This is a genomic window from Solibaculum mannosilyticum (assembly GCF_015140235.1).
Lineage (GTDB): Bacteria > Bacillota > Clostridia > Oscillospirales > Acutalibacteraceae > Solibaculum > Solibaculum mannosilyticum.
Genome location: NZ_AP023321.1, coordinates 2,217,418 through 2,236,555, shown reverse-complemented (window position 1 = coordinate 2,236,555; position 19,138 = coordinate 2,217,418). Strand labels below are relative to the sequence as shown.

The 19,138-nt window shown below is 49.6% G+C and carries 7 protein-coding genes; 2 read left to right on the top strand and 5 right to left on the bottom strand.

Going from position 1 to position 19,138, the window contains the following annotated elements; all coding sequences use genetic code 11:
• The first annotated feature begins 10 nt into the window (after window positions 1-10).
• Window positions 11-1,000 carry an ABC transporter permease gene (locus C12CBH8_RS10380; RefSeq protein ID WP_215533170.1) on the top strand — a complete coding sequence of 330 codons (990 nt, stop codon included), beginning with the start codon at window positions 11-13 and terminating at the stop codon, window positions 998-1,000.
• Between the two features lie 105 nt (window positions 1,001-1,105).
• Window positions 1,106-2,152, top strand: coding sequence for an ABC transporter substrate-binding protein (locus C12CBH8_RS10375; protein WP_090266147.1), 1,047 nt, complete (start codon window positions 1,106-1,108; stop codon window positions 2,150-2,152).
• Window positions 2,153-2,312: 160 nt separating this feature from the next.
• On the opposite strand, the gene C12CBH8_RS10370 is transcribed toward C12CBH8_RS10375, so the two are convergent.
• The 5 genes from C12CBH8_RS10370 to C12CBH8_RS10350 form a co-directional block, all read right to left on the bottom strand.
• Entirely contained in the window at window positions 2,313-4,091 is a 1,779-nt protein-coding gene (locus tag C12CBH8_RS10370) for a sensor histidine kinase (RefSeq protein WP_215533169.1), read from the bottom strand.
• Window positions 4,091-5,680 (bottom strand): response regulator, encoded by a 1,590-nt coding sequence (locus C12CBH8_RS10365; RefSeq protein ID WP_099322744.1) that lies wholly within the window; start codon window positions 5,678-5,680, stop codon window positions 4,091-4,093. Before C12CBH8_RS10365 ends, C12CBH8_RS10370 begins: the two co-directional genes overlap by 1 nt.
• Window positions 5,681-5,698: 18 nt before the next feature.
• Window positions 5,699-7,126 carry an ABC transporter substrate-binding protein gene (locus C12CBH8_RS10360; RefSeq protein WP_215533168.1) on the bottom strand — a complete coding sequence of 476 codons (1,428 nt, stop codon included), beginning with the start codon at window positions 7,124-7,126 and terminating at the stop codon, window positions 5,699-5,701.
• A 428-nt stretch (window positions 7,127-7,554) separates the two neighbouring features.
• The gene (locus tag C12CBH8_RS10355; protein WP_215533167.1) at window positions 7,555-12,918 is read right to left on the bottom strand and encodes a glycoside hydrolase family 38 C-terminal domain-containing protein; all 5,364 of its coding nucleotides are present in this window, start codon (window positions 12,916-12,918) and stop codon (window positions 7,555-7,557) included.
• A gap of 116 nt (window positions 12,919-13,034) precedes the next feature.
• Entirely contained in the window at window positions 13,035-18,737 is a 5,703-nt protein-coding gene (locus C12CBH8_RS10350; protein WP_215533166.1) for a glycoside hydrolase family 38 C-terminal domain-containing protein, read from the bottom strand.
• Window positions 18,738-19,138: the final 401 nt, after the last annotated feature.

The following is a 19,138-nucleotide window of genomic DNA, read 5'->3' as shown; positions in this document are numbered from 1 at the left end:
AGGACGCCCCATGAGTAAAGGTGTAAACACCGCTGCTTCGGAGGAGAACAGCCCTCTGAAGAAACGTTCCGGTTTAAGCCCCATTGTAAAGCAGTTGCTTACGACGATTGCTGCATTTGTCGTAATCTGTATTGCATTTACAATTCTGAATCCTAACTTTATTAGCATTTCCAACATTTTGAATGTTTGTAACCAGGTAGCACCTGTTGCTATCATTTCCATCGGTCAGACTTACGTTCTGATCACCGGCGGTATCGACTTGTCCATCGGTTCTAATATCGCTATCGGCGGTGTTCTTTGCTGCCAAGCCATCGTCGCAGGTATGCCTGTTATCGTTGGTATCTTGATTGGCTTGCTTGCTGGTACCGTTGTCGGTATCATCAATGGTGTGTTGGTCGTTTATGGTAAACTGCCTCCCTTCATTGCTACCTTGGGTACCATGATGGCAATCCGTGGTTTGGCCTTGACCATCACCAATGGTATTCCTGTCACAGGTTTGCCCAAGAGCTTCAGCTTCATCGGCACTGATTCCTGGCTGGGCATCCCGATTTCCGTTTACATCATGGCTGTTTGCGCTGTGGTCTTTGGTATTATCTTGGCAAAGACCAAGTCTGGCCGCTACACCTATGCAGTGGGCAGCAACTATGATGCTACCCGTCTTTCCGGTATCAACGTTAATGCTGCCATCATCCGAGTATACGCCATCAGTGGTTTCCTCTCGGCTCTGGCTGGTATCATTATGGCCGCCAAGATTTCCTCTGCTCCCCCTTCAGCTGGTGACAGCTACGAGCTGAATGCAGTTGCATCTTCCGTTATCGGCGGCGCCAGCACCATGGGCGGTGAAGGTTTCATCGCCGGTACTATCGTCGGTGCCTTCGTCTTCATGACCTTGAGCAACGGCTTGAACTTGGCTGGTATTTCTTCCTTCCTGCAGAAGGTTGTTATCGGTATTGTCATCATCGCAGCAGTCCTGTGGGATAAGCTGCGCAGCAGAAAGTGATTAGCGTCTTTTTAAGATGCACAAAGCTTTCATCCTATTACTTTTGCTATTTGCCGCATACGGCGGTAAAAGAATAAACACACACAATTTAGGAGGTACTTAAGCATGAAAAAGTCCATTAAAGTCATGTCTTTCATCATGGCTGCTGCTATGGTCATGGTAGGCTTCTCCGCCTGCGGCAGTGACGAGGGTTCCAGCTCCAAGGCTGCTGATGAATCCAAAGCTTCTTCCGCCGCTTCCGCTGCTTCTACTGCAGACGGTTCCAAGGCTGCTTCTGGCGAGCAGATCAAGATTTCCTGCATCACCATGGACTCCCTGGATGAGCATTGGCTGAAGCTGCAGGCTGGCGCAAAGGCCGCTGCTGAAAAGGCTGGTAACGTTGACATTCGTTTCGATGCTCCTTCCAATAAGATCGACTCCACCCAGCAGGCTTCTCTGGTTGAGAACGCCATCAACGATAAGGTAGACGGCATCATGCTGGCTGCTTTGGATTCGACCGCTTTGTCCAACGTTGTTGATAAGGCTCACGAAGCCGGCATCAAAGTTGTTCTGGTTGACTCCGGTGTTGACACTGAAAACTGGGATGCTTTCTATTCCACCGACAATGCTAAGGCTGCTCAGACCGCTGCTGATACTATGGCTGAGCTGGTTGGCAGCAAGGGCAAGATCGGTATTGTTAACGCCCAGGCTGGTGCTGGTACTACCCAGATCCGTGAGCAGTCCTTCATTCAGCAGATCAAAGACAAGTATCCGGAAATGGAAACTCTGTCTCCTGTGTATTCCGATGGCGACAAGCAGAAGGCTCTGGCCGCTGCTAACGACTACATGAATGGTAACAGCGATCTGGCTGGTATCTATGGCTGTAACGAAGGCGCTACCGTTGGTGTCGGCCAGGCTGTCGAGCAGGCTAAGAAGGCTGACTCCATTATGGTTGTTGGTTTCGACTTCTCCAAAGACGTTGAAGCTATGATCGAGAGCGGCGCTATCAAAGCTACCATGGTTCAGAACCCGAAGGTCATGGGCCAGAAGGGCGTTGAAGCTATCGTTAAGCTGATGAACGGCGAGACCCTCTCGAGTAAGGAAGAGGATACCGGCGTAACCGTTGCTACTAAGGACAATCTGGAGCAGGTTGTTGCTGACCAGTCTTATTAATCAGCGATAGGCTAAAACCTATTTCGTTTAATAAACTGATGCGGAGGCATTCCAATATTGGAATGCCTCCGTTTTTACTTTATATTTTTGATAAAGTAAATAGGTTATAGGTTAAAATAAAAAGAGGAGTCCTCTATAAAATAGAGGACTCCTCTTTTTATTATTGTTCATCAAGAAACTTGTGAAAGGGAATACGAATTGTGACGATCGTACCTTTTGCTAATTGACTACGAATAGAAAGACCATATTTCTCACCAAAGTAAAGCATAATACGTTCATTTATATTGGTGAGCCCATAACCATGTTGTCTAGAAGTATCTTCTTCATTCAGAAGCGTATCTAAAATATCGGGGGGGATTCCTACACCGTCATCAGCAACTGTAATAAGAAGGTCTTCACCAGAAAGTTTAGCATTGATATTAATCGTACCGTGAGGATCGTCTTTTTCCATAATACCATGGAGAACAGCATTTTCTACGATAGGTTGCAACGTAATTTTTAAAATACCACATTGCTGTAAATGTTCGGGAACACGGATATCCAGATGAACAGAGTTTTGTAATCGCATATTTTGAATTTGTATATAAAGGGAAACATGTTTTAATTCGTCCTGTAAAGAAACGAGAGTACGTCCTTTGTTAAGACTGAGCTTATAAAAACGGGAAAGGGAGCGCAAAGTAGTGCGTATTTCCTCGCCTTTGTCTTCTTCATAAGACATCCAATTGATCATATCCAAAGTATTGTAGAGAAAATGGGGATTTATCTGAGATTGCAGTGCCATTAATTCCGCAGAACGAAGGCGCTGACTTGCAATTTTTTCTTCCGCCATCAGGGTCTGAATACGGTCTATCATATAATTGAAGTTTTGAATAAGAATACCGATTTCATCTTTGGCGTTGGAATAGACAATAGCTTTGGAAAAATTACCTTGTTGTGCAGCATTCATTTTAGAGGCCAGTAAATCAATCCGCTTTGTTAAACTTAAAGTCACAAAAACAGCGCCTAAATAAGCGATTCCAATCAGGAAAAGCATGAAAAGCACCATTGTATTTTGGATCAGATGAGTATCTCGGAAGATACCAGATTCAGGAATAATGGTTACAATCGACCAATTTGTTGAAGGAATCGCTTTTACTTTAGCAAAAACATCCTCATTTCCCACTTTGAGGAAAGCCCAGTCTGAATATCCAGAAACAAGTTCCATTTGGGAAGGGGTAAGAAAAAATTCATCTTGGTTTCCGTCATCGGTGCTGCTGATTAATTCGTACTGATCGTTGCAGATATAAGTAAGGCTACCTCCGATAGAATTGGCTTTGCTAATCATATCCCGAAAGATCTTTTCCGGGAATTCCGCCATTACATATCCTTTTATATCCTGGTAGTTATCAAAAGAAGTAATGGCTCGCACAGCGGAAAGGGTCTGATCGCCATTACGGTCGGATCCCATGGAGGGATACAGCATTACTTGAGATCCGCTCAGAGATTGATACCACGGAAAATCTTTGGCCGATTCTAATCCCAGAATATCTCCATCTTCATCTGAATGGATCATTTGATCATCTAGAAATAACCGGACAGTTACGATATCAATCTCATTCTCATAGGAAGTTAGAAAGTGGCGGATTTTTTGAAGATTCTCAAATTGTTCTTCCAAGGGATAGTTATTAGGATCTCGTTCAGCCACCGAATGGACCAACTGATCATTTGCAATCAGATTGGTTGCGCGGATAATGTTGTCGATACGATAAGACACAAAATCAGAGACCTGATTAAAGGATTGGGTGGCGGAGAACATCGCATTTTTTTCAATGATATATTTCGTCAGGTAGGTGGAAAGCAACGTTAAAGTGACGATGGGAAGGATAATAAAAACGGAAAAGGCCAAAAGCAATTTGTTGCGTAGCTTTAGGTTGACAAAGAAACGCCGAATCCTTTTCATCAGAATTTCTCCCTATACTCGGAAGGCGAGTAACCAGTAATTTTCTTAAAGTTACGGGAGAAATAATCGCCATCATTGTATCCAACCATCGCAGCAATATCGGAATTTTTTAGGTTTGGTTTCTTAAGGAGGGCTTTGGCCTTCTCCATACGGTACTCTGTGATATAGGTGTTGATGGTCTTACCAGTTTCCTGGCGGAACAAAACGCAAATATAAGCGACCGACAATCCGACGCTTTGACTGATCTGGGAGATGGAAAAAGTAGGTTCAGCATAATGCTGGTGGATCTGATGAAGAATGGTGGAGACCGTCAAACTGGTCTTACTGCGGTTCTCATACTGATGGATAAAGGAATCCAGCTTTTCCAAGGCAAAATTCTCCAGGTCATTCAACGTATTGATGCGGGAGATCACATCCCAGAGAAATTGATCGTCGTCAGACTTGCGGGATGTAATGCCGTCCAGATCGGTCTGATCCATAATCAGGGACAGAAGACGGAAATAAATATTTTTTACTACGTTGACTTGGGTATCAGTCATATTACGGATATCCGCCGTAAGATTGCGGATCATGAGTTCCAACCCGGAGCCATCCCGATTCTGCAGTTTTTCTTCAAACGATTTGAGCAGGCTATCCTCCATCCGATAAACCATAGAACCTTGGGAACGCCGGTAAGTGGTGATGGGGATGGTCGCGCAATAAAAAACCTTTTGAAGCGCCAGGGCGGCCTGTGTATAGGATTCATAGACCTTATCGATATTTTTTACAGCATTTCCGATCCCGATGGAAACGTTGCACCGCTTTTTTAAAGGGGTATATAATTTGCGGCAAAGCTCAGATATTTTGCGTTCTGAAATCAAATGAGGGTTATCCGACGTCGTAAAGAAATGGATGATAATCGTATTGATATCCTTAAAAGCCCAGATATACTCAATATGATACCGAGGACACAGAGAATCCAATTGGTTGTCAATAATCTGTTTCATGGCATCCTGTTGATCCGGAACCAGGGCTTCAGGGGAATGAAGGGCAATAGTGACCGTTAAGAAATGGCCGTCCAGCGGGATGAAATCCTTCAAATACTTCAGGCTTTCCTGGATTTGTTCAGAAGAGTTGGGACGAGTCAACTGAATGGTAAAATGCGCCTTAATTGTGTCGGCATTGGCCTGCTGCATTTTCTGCAACGTCTTAGAGTACTGGTGAATTTTAATGCGTTCCAAACGGGTGGTAATGGCATTTTTAATAGCGGTTTCCAGTTCGGAGAGATCAATGGGTTTCTCGATAAAGCTGACTACCTTGAGCTGGATAGCCGCCTTGTAGTACTCTTTGTCCGTATAGGCGCTCATGAAGATAATGCTGCAATCAGGATCCAGATCCTTAACACTTTGAATAAACTCAATTCCATTCATCTTGGCCATACGGATGTCAGAAAGAATGATATCCGGCTGAAAATCACGGCAGATTTCCAAAGCCTGGAGACCGTTTTCAGCCTGTTCAATCTCCCCGATGCCCAATTTGTTCCAATTTAGATGCTTGATAATTCCTTCACGTGTCAACCGTTCATCGTCCACAATTAGCAATTTAAACATACGATATCTTCGTCTCCTCTAAAAAGCGGAAGGATTGTCCATGCGTTTGCAGTAATCCACAGCCTGATCATTGACCACTTGAATATAAGTTTCTACCACAGCCATTCTAGATTTTTCCCGATAGTGGTCTAGATAACCTTTCGGATCATCATAAGCTCCTAGTTGAAGGGGAAAGAGATATTTGATGTTGAGAAGCTCCATATCGGAAACAATGGAATACCGTTCGCCTGGATAAGGGCGAAAACAGTTGATCGTGCTGTTTTGCACGACGTTTTCTTTCCACTGGTTACGGATTGAAGTGTATTCCTCTGGAGGGGATTCTGGTTCACGGTCCAGGCTGGAGCCAAAGGCGTATTTGGCATATAAATTAGTGGGATAATCTGAGAAAGAGGATCCAGCCGTCCAAGAAGAATTGCCGGATGCAACCCAATGCTCATTTTGAATACCGTACAGTAGGAGATCATGGAGCTGCCGGTCATTGCGCAGGAGATCAATGACCTGGAGCGCTAATCCCACATGCTGTGAGCCGTTGCGGATCGCAATGCCGGCCGGCGCATGAGGAAAGGCCCCTGTGGGCTGGTCGGCCGAGAGATCAATGATCGAGGCCTCCCAAGGAGCTTCATTGAGCCGATAACGATTGTCTTGTTCCACCAGCATCTGAGCGAGAAGGGCGCTGTCCAGATCGCCGATATAAAGGGCGGAATCACCTTGCCGGAAGGCATCGTAAGTGACTGTCCTGCGGGCGGCGGCATTGCTCGGAATTAATCCAAGCTGCTTCCAACTGTAAATGCGCTGCAGATAATCCAGATAAGGGGCATAATCGGTCAAGGAAATCAGGGAGTCCCCCAATCCTTCAGTCTGGGCCGCCAGGAGAGCGTTCTGATCTACTAGGGTCAATCCCCTGGGCTGGAGAAAAGCCGCTTGTAAAAGCTCTAAGCCTGTCTCACCTACCTGATAAGGGATCATCCCTTCCTCGTTGGAAGCCACCAATTTTAAATATTGTTCCAGCTCATCCAGAGAGGTAGGAGTATCAAGTCCATATTTGTCCAGAAGATCCTTTCGGATCAGAAAGACCATCCGATCGGAATAATCCGAGGAAGAAGGGATCATATAAACTTTATCGTTGGCTTTGACTTGTTCCCACAACTGGTCAGGAATGGTTTCCAGCAAAGCTGGAGCATTGTCCTTCAGAAGATCCTGTGTGATCTCCAGATAATAATGATTGGCTACACGTTGCATATAATTGGCGTCGGATGAGACATAGACCAGGTCAAAATCAGTGCCATTGGTAAAAAGGGTGGGGTATTGCCGAAGCATCTTGGAAGGGGAGATAAAAGAAATATCCAAAGTAGCGCCGATCCGGCTGGATAAGATAGCATTGATCTGATCCAGGACTTTGGAAAAGGATTTGCTTTCCTCTCCAGGGAGATACATTTTTAATGTCACAGAGGAGGAAAGTCCAGAAGTTATTTGTTTGTTTTGATCCGTAGATCTGGCGCAAGATGAACATAAAAATAAGACAGCTGTCAGCACTGCCCAAAAAGAAAAGAAACTTTTCGAAACGGCTCGAATCATTGCAACACACTTTCCTGAAAACCGAGGTGGAGGTTCTCCCTCAAAAAGCGAAACTTCTGAAAGGAACACAAAAAATCAAGGCGTTTTGTAATTGATAAAATGACAGAAAACCGCTGTAAAGACGACTCCATACAATTACTATTATTATAGCACAAAAGGGAGATAAAATAAAAGGGTTTCTTTTTTCCCTATGTCGTAAGTGCCAAGAAAGGCAGGAAAAGGCCCCAGAGCCTTTCCAAACGAATTTGGATTTACTCTAGGGCCTTTTTTGCTATAACATGAAAGGAAGGTTGTAAAATTTACTTTGTAACGATCAAAGCCTGAGATACAGCATTTTCAGTCCAAGATTCAATATTGGTTCTTGTGCCGCTGTATCCTTTGACGGTCAAGTTACGGAAACCAGCCGAACCGACAGAGAAGTCAAATGTCCAGGTACGGACATCCTTATTATCGGTGTACTCCACGTTACTGATGGTGATACCCTTATCTCTCTCGTTGCGCAGGACGATGCCGTCGACCGAAGTGGTTGTGGTGACAGTGGCTTGGACAGTTTCATTGACACCGACAACACTCTTATCGAAATCGAGGGAGAGAACCTGGAGAGGAGTGGGATCCTCAGGCTCAACCGGTTTAGGATCGCCAACCTGGAAGTTGACGGTAATACCAGTCTCAACCCATCCGTCTGTCAAGGTGTTGGCCAGGACATTCAAAGCACGTGTTCCGTTGGAACCTACCGAGAAGGTAACAGTCCAGATCTTCTTATCGCCGCTGATGCGGGAAGAGATACTGGTCAGGCCGATAGCCTTATCTCTCTCATTGCGCAGACTCAGACCACGGGCATCCTTAGAAGTGATGATGGTAGCGGTAATGGTCTCGTTGACTTCATACCGATCCTTGTCGGTGGTAGCATAGAACTCAGGCTGTTTTTCCAAAGCGGCAACAGCGTTGTTCAGGTCTTCAATCGCAATAGTTACATCATCGGGAGAAGCATGAGCGTTATCCAGAACCTTCTGGCCCTTGGCAATGGCTTTGTCCAAGATAGCGAGGGATTCTTCTGTGTAGAGGGTTCTATCAATAGCGTTAACTTCTTCCATGAGAGCGATCAAGGGAGATTTATCGGCGACCTTAGGAACCAGCTGATCCACAGCCTTTTGCAGTTTGTCATAGATGATACTGAACATCTGATTGGTAGTGGTTTCGTCAGCAAGAGCAGATTCGGCTCTCTCCATGACCTCATCTACATTTACGAAGCCATTTTCGTAGTAATCTTCACGATTGAGGGAATTGACTTCGTCTACCAGCGACTGGAGGTCTTCTCTGGTCTTATCGATGCCAATGAAGATATCGTCAATGCAAACATCAATTTCGCCTTGGCCTTCCGGATTGTCGTAAACAAACCAGAGGCTAGTGACCTTGGTGCCGGGCTTAAAGTATTTGCCAATGTCACAGCGGATCCTGGTCCATTCGCCGACCTCGCCGCGGGCGTTCTTGGGATGCATCTGGGTACCGTTTTGGTCGACACACTTGGCGTTGTCGCGCATAGTAGCGTTATACGAGGCGTCGTAATCGTCAGTGCCGATATCAAGGCCAGCGTGACGGGAGATTTCGTTGTTCGGCTTAATCCAGTACTCGATATACGTGCCGGGCTGGATTGTAAATCCGCTGGCGGGATAGAGGTCAAAGTAGACGTGGGAGATGCCTATACCGCTTTGGCTGACAGTATCGGTACCAGTCAGACGGACAACGTTGCTGCCGGAATGGGCGTTTTCATCGGCTACGACTTCACACTTAGCGTTATCAATCTTGACGCAGTTGCTAGTCTGGCTCTCGTAAGGAACCGGATCATCTTCTTCAAATCCCGAGTAGCCTTCAAATTGGCCGGTTGCTTCTTGCGTCTCGACATACTCTCTGGAATCGTACATCTCGGTGACGATCTCGCCGGGAGCCTGCTCATTCACTGCGGTAGCGGCAGTGATGAAGATGGTGTTATCTTCAGGCAGAACCACAGAGGTAGCGCCTTCGGGGATATCCAGTTCGTACTGGAACATGTAGGTATTGGCAGCAATCTGGTCACCGCCGTTGGAGTGACGGTGGGTAGCTACATAGGCGACGTCATCCTGTTTGATGTAGGCGTCGGTATTGACAGGATATACTTCCCATTCAGCAATATTTTCCGAATAATCGGCAATACTGATGGTCTGCACGGAGTCGCCAACTTTAAAGGTAGCGTTATGATCGCCATTGGTGGAGAAGGCCAACAGATGCAGTTTGTTGTAGCCTTCGGGAATCTCGATGGTCTGGCCGTTGGCAACAATTGCGTTATCAGCACCATCGGTCTTGTCGCCCATGACGAAGTCAACGCCCGCAGCGGTGATAACGCTGGGAACCAGTTCGCTGGGGAATGCTTCACGTTTTGCATTCATGTTGGAATCGGTCTTGTTGCTGTTGGAGGAATAAATGTCCTTGTTGTAGGGCAGAGCGATGGAAGCCGATTCATCGGCTGCAACGTCGATGCCGGAATCCTTCAGTTTGATGGCGAAGGAGCGGATGCCGTAGGGCTTCATGTCAAAGACAAGTTTGCCGTCCTTGAGCTCGTATGCTCCCTGCTCGGCAGAAACGTCTTCGGGCATGGTTTCTTCGGAGCCGTAAACTTCACGGACGCTTGCAATGCCGTTGCCGATGGAGAATTCAACATCGGAAGCCGCTTTGTTGGCGCCTTCGTTGAAGCGGACGATGATTTCGTCGCCCTGGTTCTCGAGGCCTTCACCCACTTCGCCGTTCTTGACAGCGCGGACGATGATGTCGTCGTTGCTGATGGAGGCGAAGGAGTAGTTGGAGCCGAGGGAACCATCGTGTTTGACGGTCTGGAAAGCGACCATAGGCTCGGTGAAGAGCTGGGCCTGCTGCTGGGTCTCGGCCTCGCCGTAGGTGTTGGCATGGCCGTAGATGGCGTAACCGAAGCGGTTCTCGCCCTGTTCCAGATTGCTCTGATGGCTCTCAGACAGGTAATCGCCGGTGGGGGTGTGGATGAGGGTCAGGCGCAGAGTATCGTCATAAGGTTTATCCCAGCCGTTTTTGCTGTCGCTCAGGATGGATACGCCGAACTCACCCGATTCGTCGGTCAAATCGGCCCACTTCTGGGCGGGGGACTCTGCCTGCCACTGGGTGTTGTTGGTACGCTCGATGGCGCCCAGGCCCAGGTCATAAGTGGCGGTCTCATTGGCGGCGTTCAGCTGGAAGGTGGCCTTCAGCATCGTGGATTTTTCGTGCCAGTCAATGACGTTCTGGACTTCCACAGCTTCGCCGCCGTTGTCCAAGCTGACGATCTGCTCGTAAGAAGAATTGCCGTATTCGCGGGTGATCTTCAAAGCCACGCGGGCCGGACCATTCTCCACGATCTCGATGTCGGAAGCCTTATCGGCCACATATTCACGGGCGTCTTTGTCAGCGTAATCGGAGAACTTCAGCTCCCAAGCGGGCCACTCGGTTTCGGTGTCGTTGAGCTGGCCCAGGCGGATGGGTTCAGCCAGCAGCTCTTTGTCCAAAGTCTTGTCATAGATGCTGCTGATGTCGCCGTTTTCATCGATGGTGACGTCGTACTTGTCGTTGGAAAGGGAATTGGCGGTGACGCTCATGCCGGTGTCGATATCACTGGCCGAATCGGCGGGGCGAACATCGAACACACGATAGCCCATGGAGGCGACCTCCGCGGTAAAGGCGATCTCGAAGACGTTGCCGTCCTTGCTGAGAATCTGGGAGGGAACTTCGTTGCCCTCGTCGTCATAGACGCGGATATATTCGCAGTCGCTGTCCATGGTGACGGTAGCTTCCACAACGTCGTTGCGGTCCAGAGCCACCGGATTGTTGACCACCAAAGCGGTGCCCTCTGCCATACTGGTGTCCATAGCCGAAGCTACGCCGCCCACAGCGTTTTCATATTCGTTGCCGAACTGGTTGAGGGACAGCATATAGTCGTTCCAGCTGCGGACATATTCGGTCGCATAGGAGGTACCGGTGATGTCATCGTGGAACTGATGGCCGATGACCCTTGTCCAAGCGGTGTTGAAGGCATCCATGGGATATTCTTCAGTGCCCAGCCAGGAAGCTGCAACAGCCGATTTCTCAGCGGCCACGCCTAAGAGCTCGTTGCGGGAGTTCCAGCGGTGGCCAAGAGCACGGGATGTCCAGGAACCGACGCCGTGCTCTTTCAGCAGCATCTCACCATCGTAGGTGGGAGCAGCGGCTTTCTGTTCCTCGGTCATCTCGCGGGCCCATTGGTCGGTGGTGGAGGAAATGACGTCGATGCCGTCGCTTTCTTCCGTGCCGTTGAGGGCGATATCGTTGTCGATGATATTAATGGAATCCTGGCCGATAGCACCGCCAGTGTCGCCCACGCCGTAGAAGAAGGTGGTGCCGTAGTAGCCCCAGGCCTTATTCTGGTTCAGTTTATTGAGAGTCCAGCTGTCTTCACGGCGGCTGCTGCTTACGCTGGAGGTGTAGCTGCCGTTGTTGATGGAGGCCATGACTGAATTGCCGTCCGGACCGATCCAGCGACCGATGTCAAAGGGTAGCTGTTCGTTGGGGAAGGCGTTGCCCCAGGTCAGCTTCTGGGTCATAAAGGAAATCAGGTTCATGTGGGTCATCCACGAAGGCATGGCGTAACCAAAGCCGAAACAGTCGGGCAGATAGATATCCTTGCTGCGTTTGTCGTTGCCGAAGGTGTCGGCGAAGTACTGGTTGCCGTAGAGGGCGTTACGGATGAGTGCCTCAGGGGAGGGGCCGTTTTGGTCGCCGTTCTCCCAGGAGCTGCCGGCGGTGTTCCAACGTCCCTCAGCCACATACTCCTTGACCTGCTCGAACTCTTCCGGATAATATTCTTCCATCAGAGCGTAGCGGCGTGCGCCTTCAAAGCTGATCTTGTAGTTGGGGCTGTTTTCAATGCGGTCGAAGTTTTCCCGCATGGTCTTGGGGATGTACTCGCCGATGGTGGTCTCGTAGGTCCAGTTCCAAATGGTGTCCAAATGGGAGGTGGCCACGGCGTAGATTTTACCGGTGCCTACTTCCGGGATTTCCGGGAAGTCGACCGGTCCCATGCCTTCAGGCAGATACAGGACGTCAGCTGGGACGACCGTCTTTTTCGCGCCGTCTTTGGACCAATAAAGGGTCAGACCAGCGCCGCCGGTAACCTGGGCATAATCCAGCTGGATCTCATATTTTTCCCCGGCTTCCAGATAGACAGATTTGGAGGGACGCTCAGCATAATAGTTTCCACCCCAGCCGCCTTGGATAATCTGATTGCCGTTGACCCACAGACGGACATAGTCATCGGCATCCGGATTAAAGACATAGTTGCCGCTTTCCTCGGGGATGATGTAGAAATGGAGACGGGCGCCATAATAAATATTGCGTCCGACCATTTCCAAACCAACCGAATTCATGTCGCCAAAGTTGATGGTTTGGACGAACCCGGTATTCTTCAGGTCGGAAGTAACCAGGTCATAGGGAGCGTTGGGTTCCACTTCGTAATACTCAACATAAACGCCGTGGTTGAGCGTGTCGCTGGCCGAGATGGACTGCTCAGCGCCCGCCGTCAGCGGCAAAGCAGCCGTGCAGAGCATGGACAGAGACAACGCAAGGGCAAGAATTTTGCGTGACTTCTTCATAGTACAACCTCCTTTTGTTTCTTTCTATAGGGTTGCCGCGCCTATGCGGCAAGAGATGCGGAAAATAAGAGGCTGCCGGGCCGGAGACCGACCCGGCAGACACATTATTAGTTGACTTATTTGGCAGTAATGGTCATGGAGCAGTTAACTCTTGTATCAAGCTGTTCCCCATCGGAGAAACCAACCAGATCAAACATACGGAAACCAGTGCTGCCGACCGACAGGTCAAAGTTCCAGGTGCGGACATTGCCGTTGTCGGAATAGGTCAGGTTGGAGAGGGTAACACCCTTGTCACGCTCATTGCGGATGGAGATCTTGTTGACGCCGGTAGTGGTGACGGCAGTGCCGTGGAAAACTTCATTCACAGCAGCCGAGTCAGCAGAGAAATTCAGACTCAAAACATGAGCGTCGCCGACCACAGGAGGCAGATCGGGTTTTGTGCTTCCGCCTCTGACGGTGATGTTGACGTTGACTTCCTTCTCCAGCCATTCGGAACCGGAACCAGCTTTGACAGTCAAAGTGCGGTCACCCGAGCTGCCCAAGGAGGTGCGCAGTTTCCAAATACGGACATAACCATCGTCATAGTAATCCTTGCTTGTGACACTGATGGCATTGCCCCTTTCATTGGTAAGCTGGAGACGGTCGATAGCAGTGGAAGTGACGGCGGTAATGGTAAAGGTCTCATCCACATCGACCTCGGATTTATTGACGGTAGCCATAGCGAAGGAGGGCTGGATATCCTCAATAGGAGCCGAATCGACCAGTAAGTCTAGGCTGGAGCCAGTATCTTTCCATTGTCCGTCTTCCTTCACGAACAGGTCGATGGAACGGTTGCCGGCAGAACCCATAGAGGTCTTGAGGCTCCAAACCTTGACGCCGTCGATCACTTTGTAGCTGATGCTGGAGATTCCCAGGAAGCTGCCGCGATCGTTCTTGATGCCGATGGTCTTGACATCTTCCGGAGTGGTGACGGTCAAGCTGATTTCCTCATTGACTGCGTAAGAGTCCTTATCGGAAATCATGGAGAAACGGTCGACCAAACCTTCGATAGCGGTGTAAATATCAGCAGTGGCCTGATCGATCTGCTCCTGGCTGTAAAGGCCTTCATAGATCTCCCGGCCGGTAGCGATGGCGGAGGCCAAAGTGTTGTAGGAATCGTCGGTGTAATAGAACGCATCGATTGCCTCAGCTTCTTCCAAGGCGGTCAACAGACCGGTCTTGTCGGCCTTGGCAGGATCCAGTTCCAAAGCGTTGTAAGCGGTGTTGAGATCCTCAACAGCTTTGTTGATTTCTTCCTGGGTAGCAGCGTCATTGTCGCGGACGACAATAGCGGCATCCAGGGCGGTGTTCAAGTTGGCAACCGAATCTGCCGTATACTTATCTTCGATGCTCTGGGCCAGTTCGATCAGGGATTTCAGCTGATCCTTATTGGGAGCAACTTCATCTTCACTGGTGCGGCCGATGCGCAGATCGTCGATGTAAGCGGTATGGGTGCCCTTGTGAGCGTTGGGGAAGTCAAAAGCGAACATGATGTCGTTGATGGTGTTGCCGGCAATCCATTTGCCAATGTCAATACGATAGTATTGCCATTTGCCAGTGGTGGCCTTTTCGGTTCCTTCCACAGTGGGATCATTGGCATGTTGAGCCGGATGGACCATAACGCCGCGTTGGTCGGTGACGCGAGGTCCGGAACCATCGTTGTTGACGTCACGCAGCGGCTGGCCGGAAGCCAACTTCATATCGATATTCATATGCAGGGCGTCTTCGTCCTCGGCGTACAGCCAGTACTCAATGTACATGTCTTCGGTGACTTCGATATTGGGGGAGTAGATGCTGGTGTAGTTGTAGGCAGAGCCGTCGCCGTTTACGTTGACGGTCAGCTTATGGGACTGGCTGCCAGTATGGGCCTGGGCGTCGGTAGGACCGGACTGGAAGGAGGAGTTCTTGGAACCGCCGTTCTGGCCGGAGGTGTTAACATTGGACGGAGGATCGTTGGCCTCAAAGCCGGAATAATCGGTGAACTTCTCAGTGGGATCCACAGGCTCATCTTCACGAGCTCTGGAATCGTACATCTCAGTGACGATTTCGCCGCCAGCGGTCTCGTTGACAGCAGTGGCCGACAGAATCACAATATCATTGTCTTCCGGCAGCTGGATCATAGTAGCGCCTTCCGGAATGTCCAGTTCATATTTGAACATGTAAACTTCAGAAGCGATCTGATCGGCACCGTTCTCATGGTGATGGGTAGCGACATAAGCGACATCGTCTTCCTTGACGTAACCACCATGCTGGGTCAGTTTATTGTGCATATCCCATTGTCCGACATGCTCCTGGTAATCAGCGATGCTGATGGTCTGGGTAGACAGGGTTTCTATACGGTCGCCAATATTGAAGGTGGCTTCCTTGTCGCCGTTCATGGAGAAGGCAAGCAGGTAGACCTTATTGTAGTCGCCGGAGGGCAAATTGACGTTCTGACCGTTGGATACAACCACGTTGTTGGCGCGGTCGGCCTTGTTGCCCATGAGGAAGCTGACGCCGCCGGCATCGATGACGCTGGGGATCAGTTCACTGGGTAAGCCGATGTTGGTTTCACCAAGGTTGGCGTCGGCTTTATCGGAGTTGTTGGAGAAACCGTCCTTGTTATAAGGCAGTGCCACAGACGAGGAATCTTCCTTAGCAACCTGGACATTGGCTTTGTTCAGCTTGATGGCGAAAGTACGGATGCCGTAGGCGTCCATATCAAAGACAAGTTTGCCGTCCTTGAGCTCGTAAGCGCCCTTCTTAGCAGATTCTTCTTCGGGCATGGACATTTCAGTGCCGTAAACTTCACGGACGCTTGCAATGCCGTTGCCGATGGAGAATTCAACATCGGAAGCCGCTTTGTTGGCGCCTTCGTTGAAGCGGACGATGATTTCGTCGCCCTGGTTCTCGAGGCCTTCACCCACTTCGCCGTTCTTGACAGCGCGGACGATGATATCGTCGTTGCTGATGGAGGCGAAGGAGTAGTTGGAGCCGAGGGAACCATCGTGTTTGACGGTCTGGAAAGCGACCATAGGCTCGGTGAAGAGCTGGGCCTGCTGCTGGGTCTCGGCCTCGCCGTAGGTGTTGGCATGGCCATAGATGGCGTAACCGAAGCGGTTTTCGCCCCAATCCATGTAGCTCTGCTGGCTTTCACCAAGATAGTCGCCGCTCGGCGTATGGATGAGGGTCAAGCGCAGCGTATTGCTGTAGGGTTTGTCCCAGCCGTTTTTGCTGTCGCTGAGGACAGATACGCCGTATTCACCGGAGTCATCGGTGATGTCAGCCCATTTCTGAGCGGGGGACTCTGCCTGCCACTGGGTGTTGTTGCCGCGCTCGATGGCGCCCAGGCCCAGGTCATAGGTAGCAGTGTCATTGGTAGCGGTAAAGGAGAAGTTGGCTTTGAGCATCGTGGATTTTTCTTGCCAGTCAATGACGTTCTGGACTTCCACAGCTTCGCCGCCGGCTTCCAAGCTGACAATCTGTTCATAGGAGGAATTGCCGTATTCGCGGGTGATCTTAATGGCCACGCGAGCCGGGCCGTTTTCCACAACCTCGAATTTAGAGGCTTTGTCAGCGGTGACGTATTCACGGGCGTCCTTGAAAGCATAGTCGTCAAACTTCAGCTCCCAAGCGGGCCACTCGGTTTCGGTATCGTTAAGCTGGCCGAGACGGATGGGATCAGCCAACAGTTCTTTGCCCAATTCTTTGTCGTAGATGCTGTGGATATCGCCGTTGGCATCGATGACGACATTGTATTTCTCATTGGAGAGGGTATCGCTGGTGACCGACAGGCCGGTGTCAATCTCGCAGGCGGTGTCGGAGGGACGTACGTCAAATACACGATAACCCATGGAAGATACTTCAGCCTTAAAGGCGATCTCAAAGACATTGCCGTCCTTGCTGAGGATCTGGGAGGCTACTTCGTTTCCTTGGTCGTCGTAGACGCGGACGGCTTCACAGTCGCTGTCCATTGTGACGGTGGCTTCCACCACATCGTTACGATCGATGGCAACAGGGTTGTTGACAACCAGAGCCGTACCTTCTGCAACGCTGGTATCCATAACCGAAGCTACGCCGCCCACAGCGTTCTCGTACTCATTGCCGAACTGGTTGAGGGACAGCATATAGTCATTCCAGCTGCGTTCATATTCGCTGGCAATGGAGGTAGCGGTGATATCATCGTGGAACTGATGGCCGATGACCCGTTTCCAGGCGGTGTTGAAGGCATCTATAGGATACTCTTCGGTACCCAGCCAGGAAGCGGCGGTGGCCGATTTCTCAGCTGCAACACCTAACAGTTCGTTGCGGGAGTTCCAGCGGTGGCCGATGGCACGGGCAGTCCAGGAACCGACGCCGTGTTCTTTCAGAAGCATTTCGCCTTCATACACAGGGGCGGCATCCTTCTGGGCTTGGGTCATGTCAAATACCCACTGGGTGCTGGAGGCGGAGATAACATCCACATCGCCACCGGCTTCGGTGCCGTTGAGGGCCATGTCTTTGTTCATGGCGGTGACGGAACCCTGTCCAGGCGAGCCGCCGGTATCACCGGTGCCGTGATAGACAGTGGTGCCGTAGAAGCCCCAGGCTTTGTTGGCGTCCAGTTTGCCCATAATCCAGTTGTTTTCACGCAAGCCGTTGGGAGCGATGTCCTGAAGCTTGGCGGTGTAGTTACCGGTATCTGTGGAGGCCATGACATAATTGCCGTCCGGGCCGACCCATTTGCCGATGTCAAAGGGGATCTCGCCGTTGACAAAGGCGTTGCCCCAGGTCAGTTTCTGGGTGGAGAAGGAGACCAGGTTACAGTGGGCCATCCAGGAAGGCATGGCGTAACCGAATCCAAAGCAGTCAGGGAGATAAATATCATAACTGCGTTTATCATTGCCGAATTCATCTGCAAAGTACTGGTTGCCGTACAGAGTGTTACGGATCAAAGCCTCAGGAGAGGGACCGTTCTGGTCGCCGTTTTCCCAGGCGCTGCCGGCGGTGTACCACCGACCGTCTGCGATATATTCCTTGACCTTCTCATATTCTTCCGGATAATACTCTTTCATCAGATCATAACGGCGGGCGCCTTCAAAGTTGAAGTTATAATTGGGGTTGTCTTCAAACAGTTGGAAGTTTTCCCGCATGGTCTTGGGAATGTACTCCCGGATAGTGGTCTCATACGACCAGTTCCAAATGGTATCCAGGTGGGCGGTAGCGATGGTGTAGATTTTACCTCTGCTCGCTTCGGGCATAGGCTCTTCGCCTTCCGGCAGGGTGAATGCCGAAGCGGGGACCAATTCGTTTTCGCCGCCGTCGATAGACCAGAATAGACGGTTATAAGACCCGCCAGAACCCTGCAGATAGTCCATCTGGAAGGAATAGGTGCCGGCCTTCAGCTGGACCTCAGGGCCGACTTTGTCTTGCCCGGTATTGGAAACCCACTGATCCAGAACCAACTGGCCGTCGATGTAAACGCGGGCACCGTCGTCGGTTTTGCCGGTAAACTTATAAGTGCCATCTTTGGGGATGGTGATATTACCGGTGTAACGAGCACCGGCCCAATTCATTTGGCCGGTTTGGGTTTTGAGAGTATACTTGAATTCACGGTTGTCGATCTGATCGACATAGCCGGAAGCTTTCAAGTTTCCAGGCTCCAAAGCCCAAGGCTCTTGGGGCAGGACGGTATAATAGTCCACCCGAAGGCCAGGATTACCAGCGGGAGCCTCTCCCGCCGCTGCCAAGGTGGGCAATGCAGCAGAACATGTCATTGCCAAACTCAGGGCAAACGCAAGAATCTTTCTTGACTTCTTCAATGATACAACCTCCTTCATAGATGAAAGTGAATATGTAAAGACATCCCGTCAATGTCTTTTACAACAAGGGGAACTATACAAAAATAGGTGTAAAAGTGCTTGATGTTGGAACGAATTGTGATTTGTTTTTATCCTTATTCACCGTTGAAAAAAATTCTACGGTGCATAATGACAAATTATCAATCAATATAACAAAAAATTCTGGACAAAAGCCCATGTGTATATCATAGTACAAATTTTGCCAATGTGAACCGTAAAATCTTTAGATTTCATGTACTTTCTTTTTATTTTTTCGGTTATTATAGTGCAATATACATAATAAATTTAATTAAATAAGTGAATTGGGTAGAAAATATGTCGAAATAGACATAAAAACATTTAGTTTAAGGGAAATATTAGTG

Coding starts and splice junctions, on each gene's coding strand:
- C12CBH8_RS10365 (WP_099322744.1), bottom strand. CDS start 5,680: ATGTTTAAATTGCTAATTGTGGACGATGAACGGTTGACACGTGAAGGA.
- C12CBH8_RS10380 (WP_215533170.1), top strand. CDS start 11: ATGAGTAAAGGTGTAAACACCGCTGCTTCGGAGGAGAACAGCCCTCTG.
- C12CBH8_RS10370 (WP_215533169.1), bottom strand. CDS start 4,091: ATGAAAAGGATTCGGCGTTTCTTTGTCAACCTAAAGCTACGCAACAAA.
- C12CBH8_RS10375 (WP_090266147.1), top strand. CDS start 1,106: ATGAAAAAGTCCATTAAAGTCATGTCTTTCATCATGGCTGCTGCTATG.
- C12CBH8_RS10355 (WP_215533167.1), bottom strand. CDS start 12,918: ATGAAGAAGTCACGCAAAATTCTTGCCCTTGCGTTGTCTCTGTCCATG.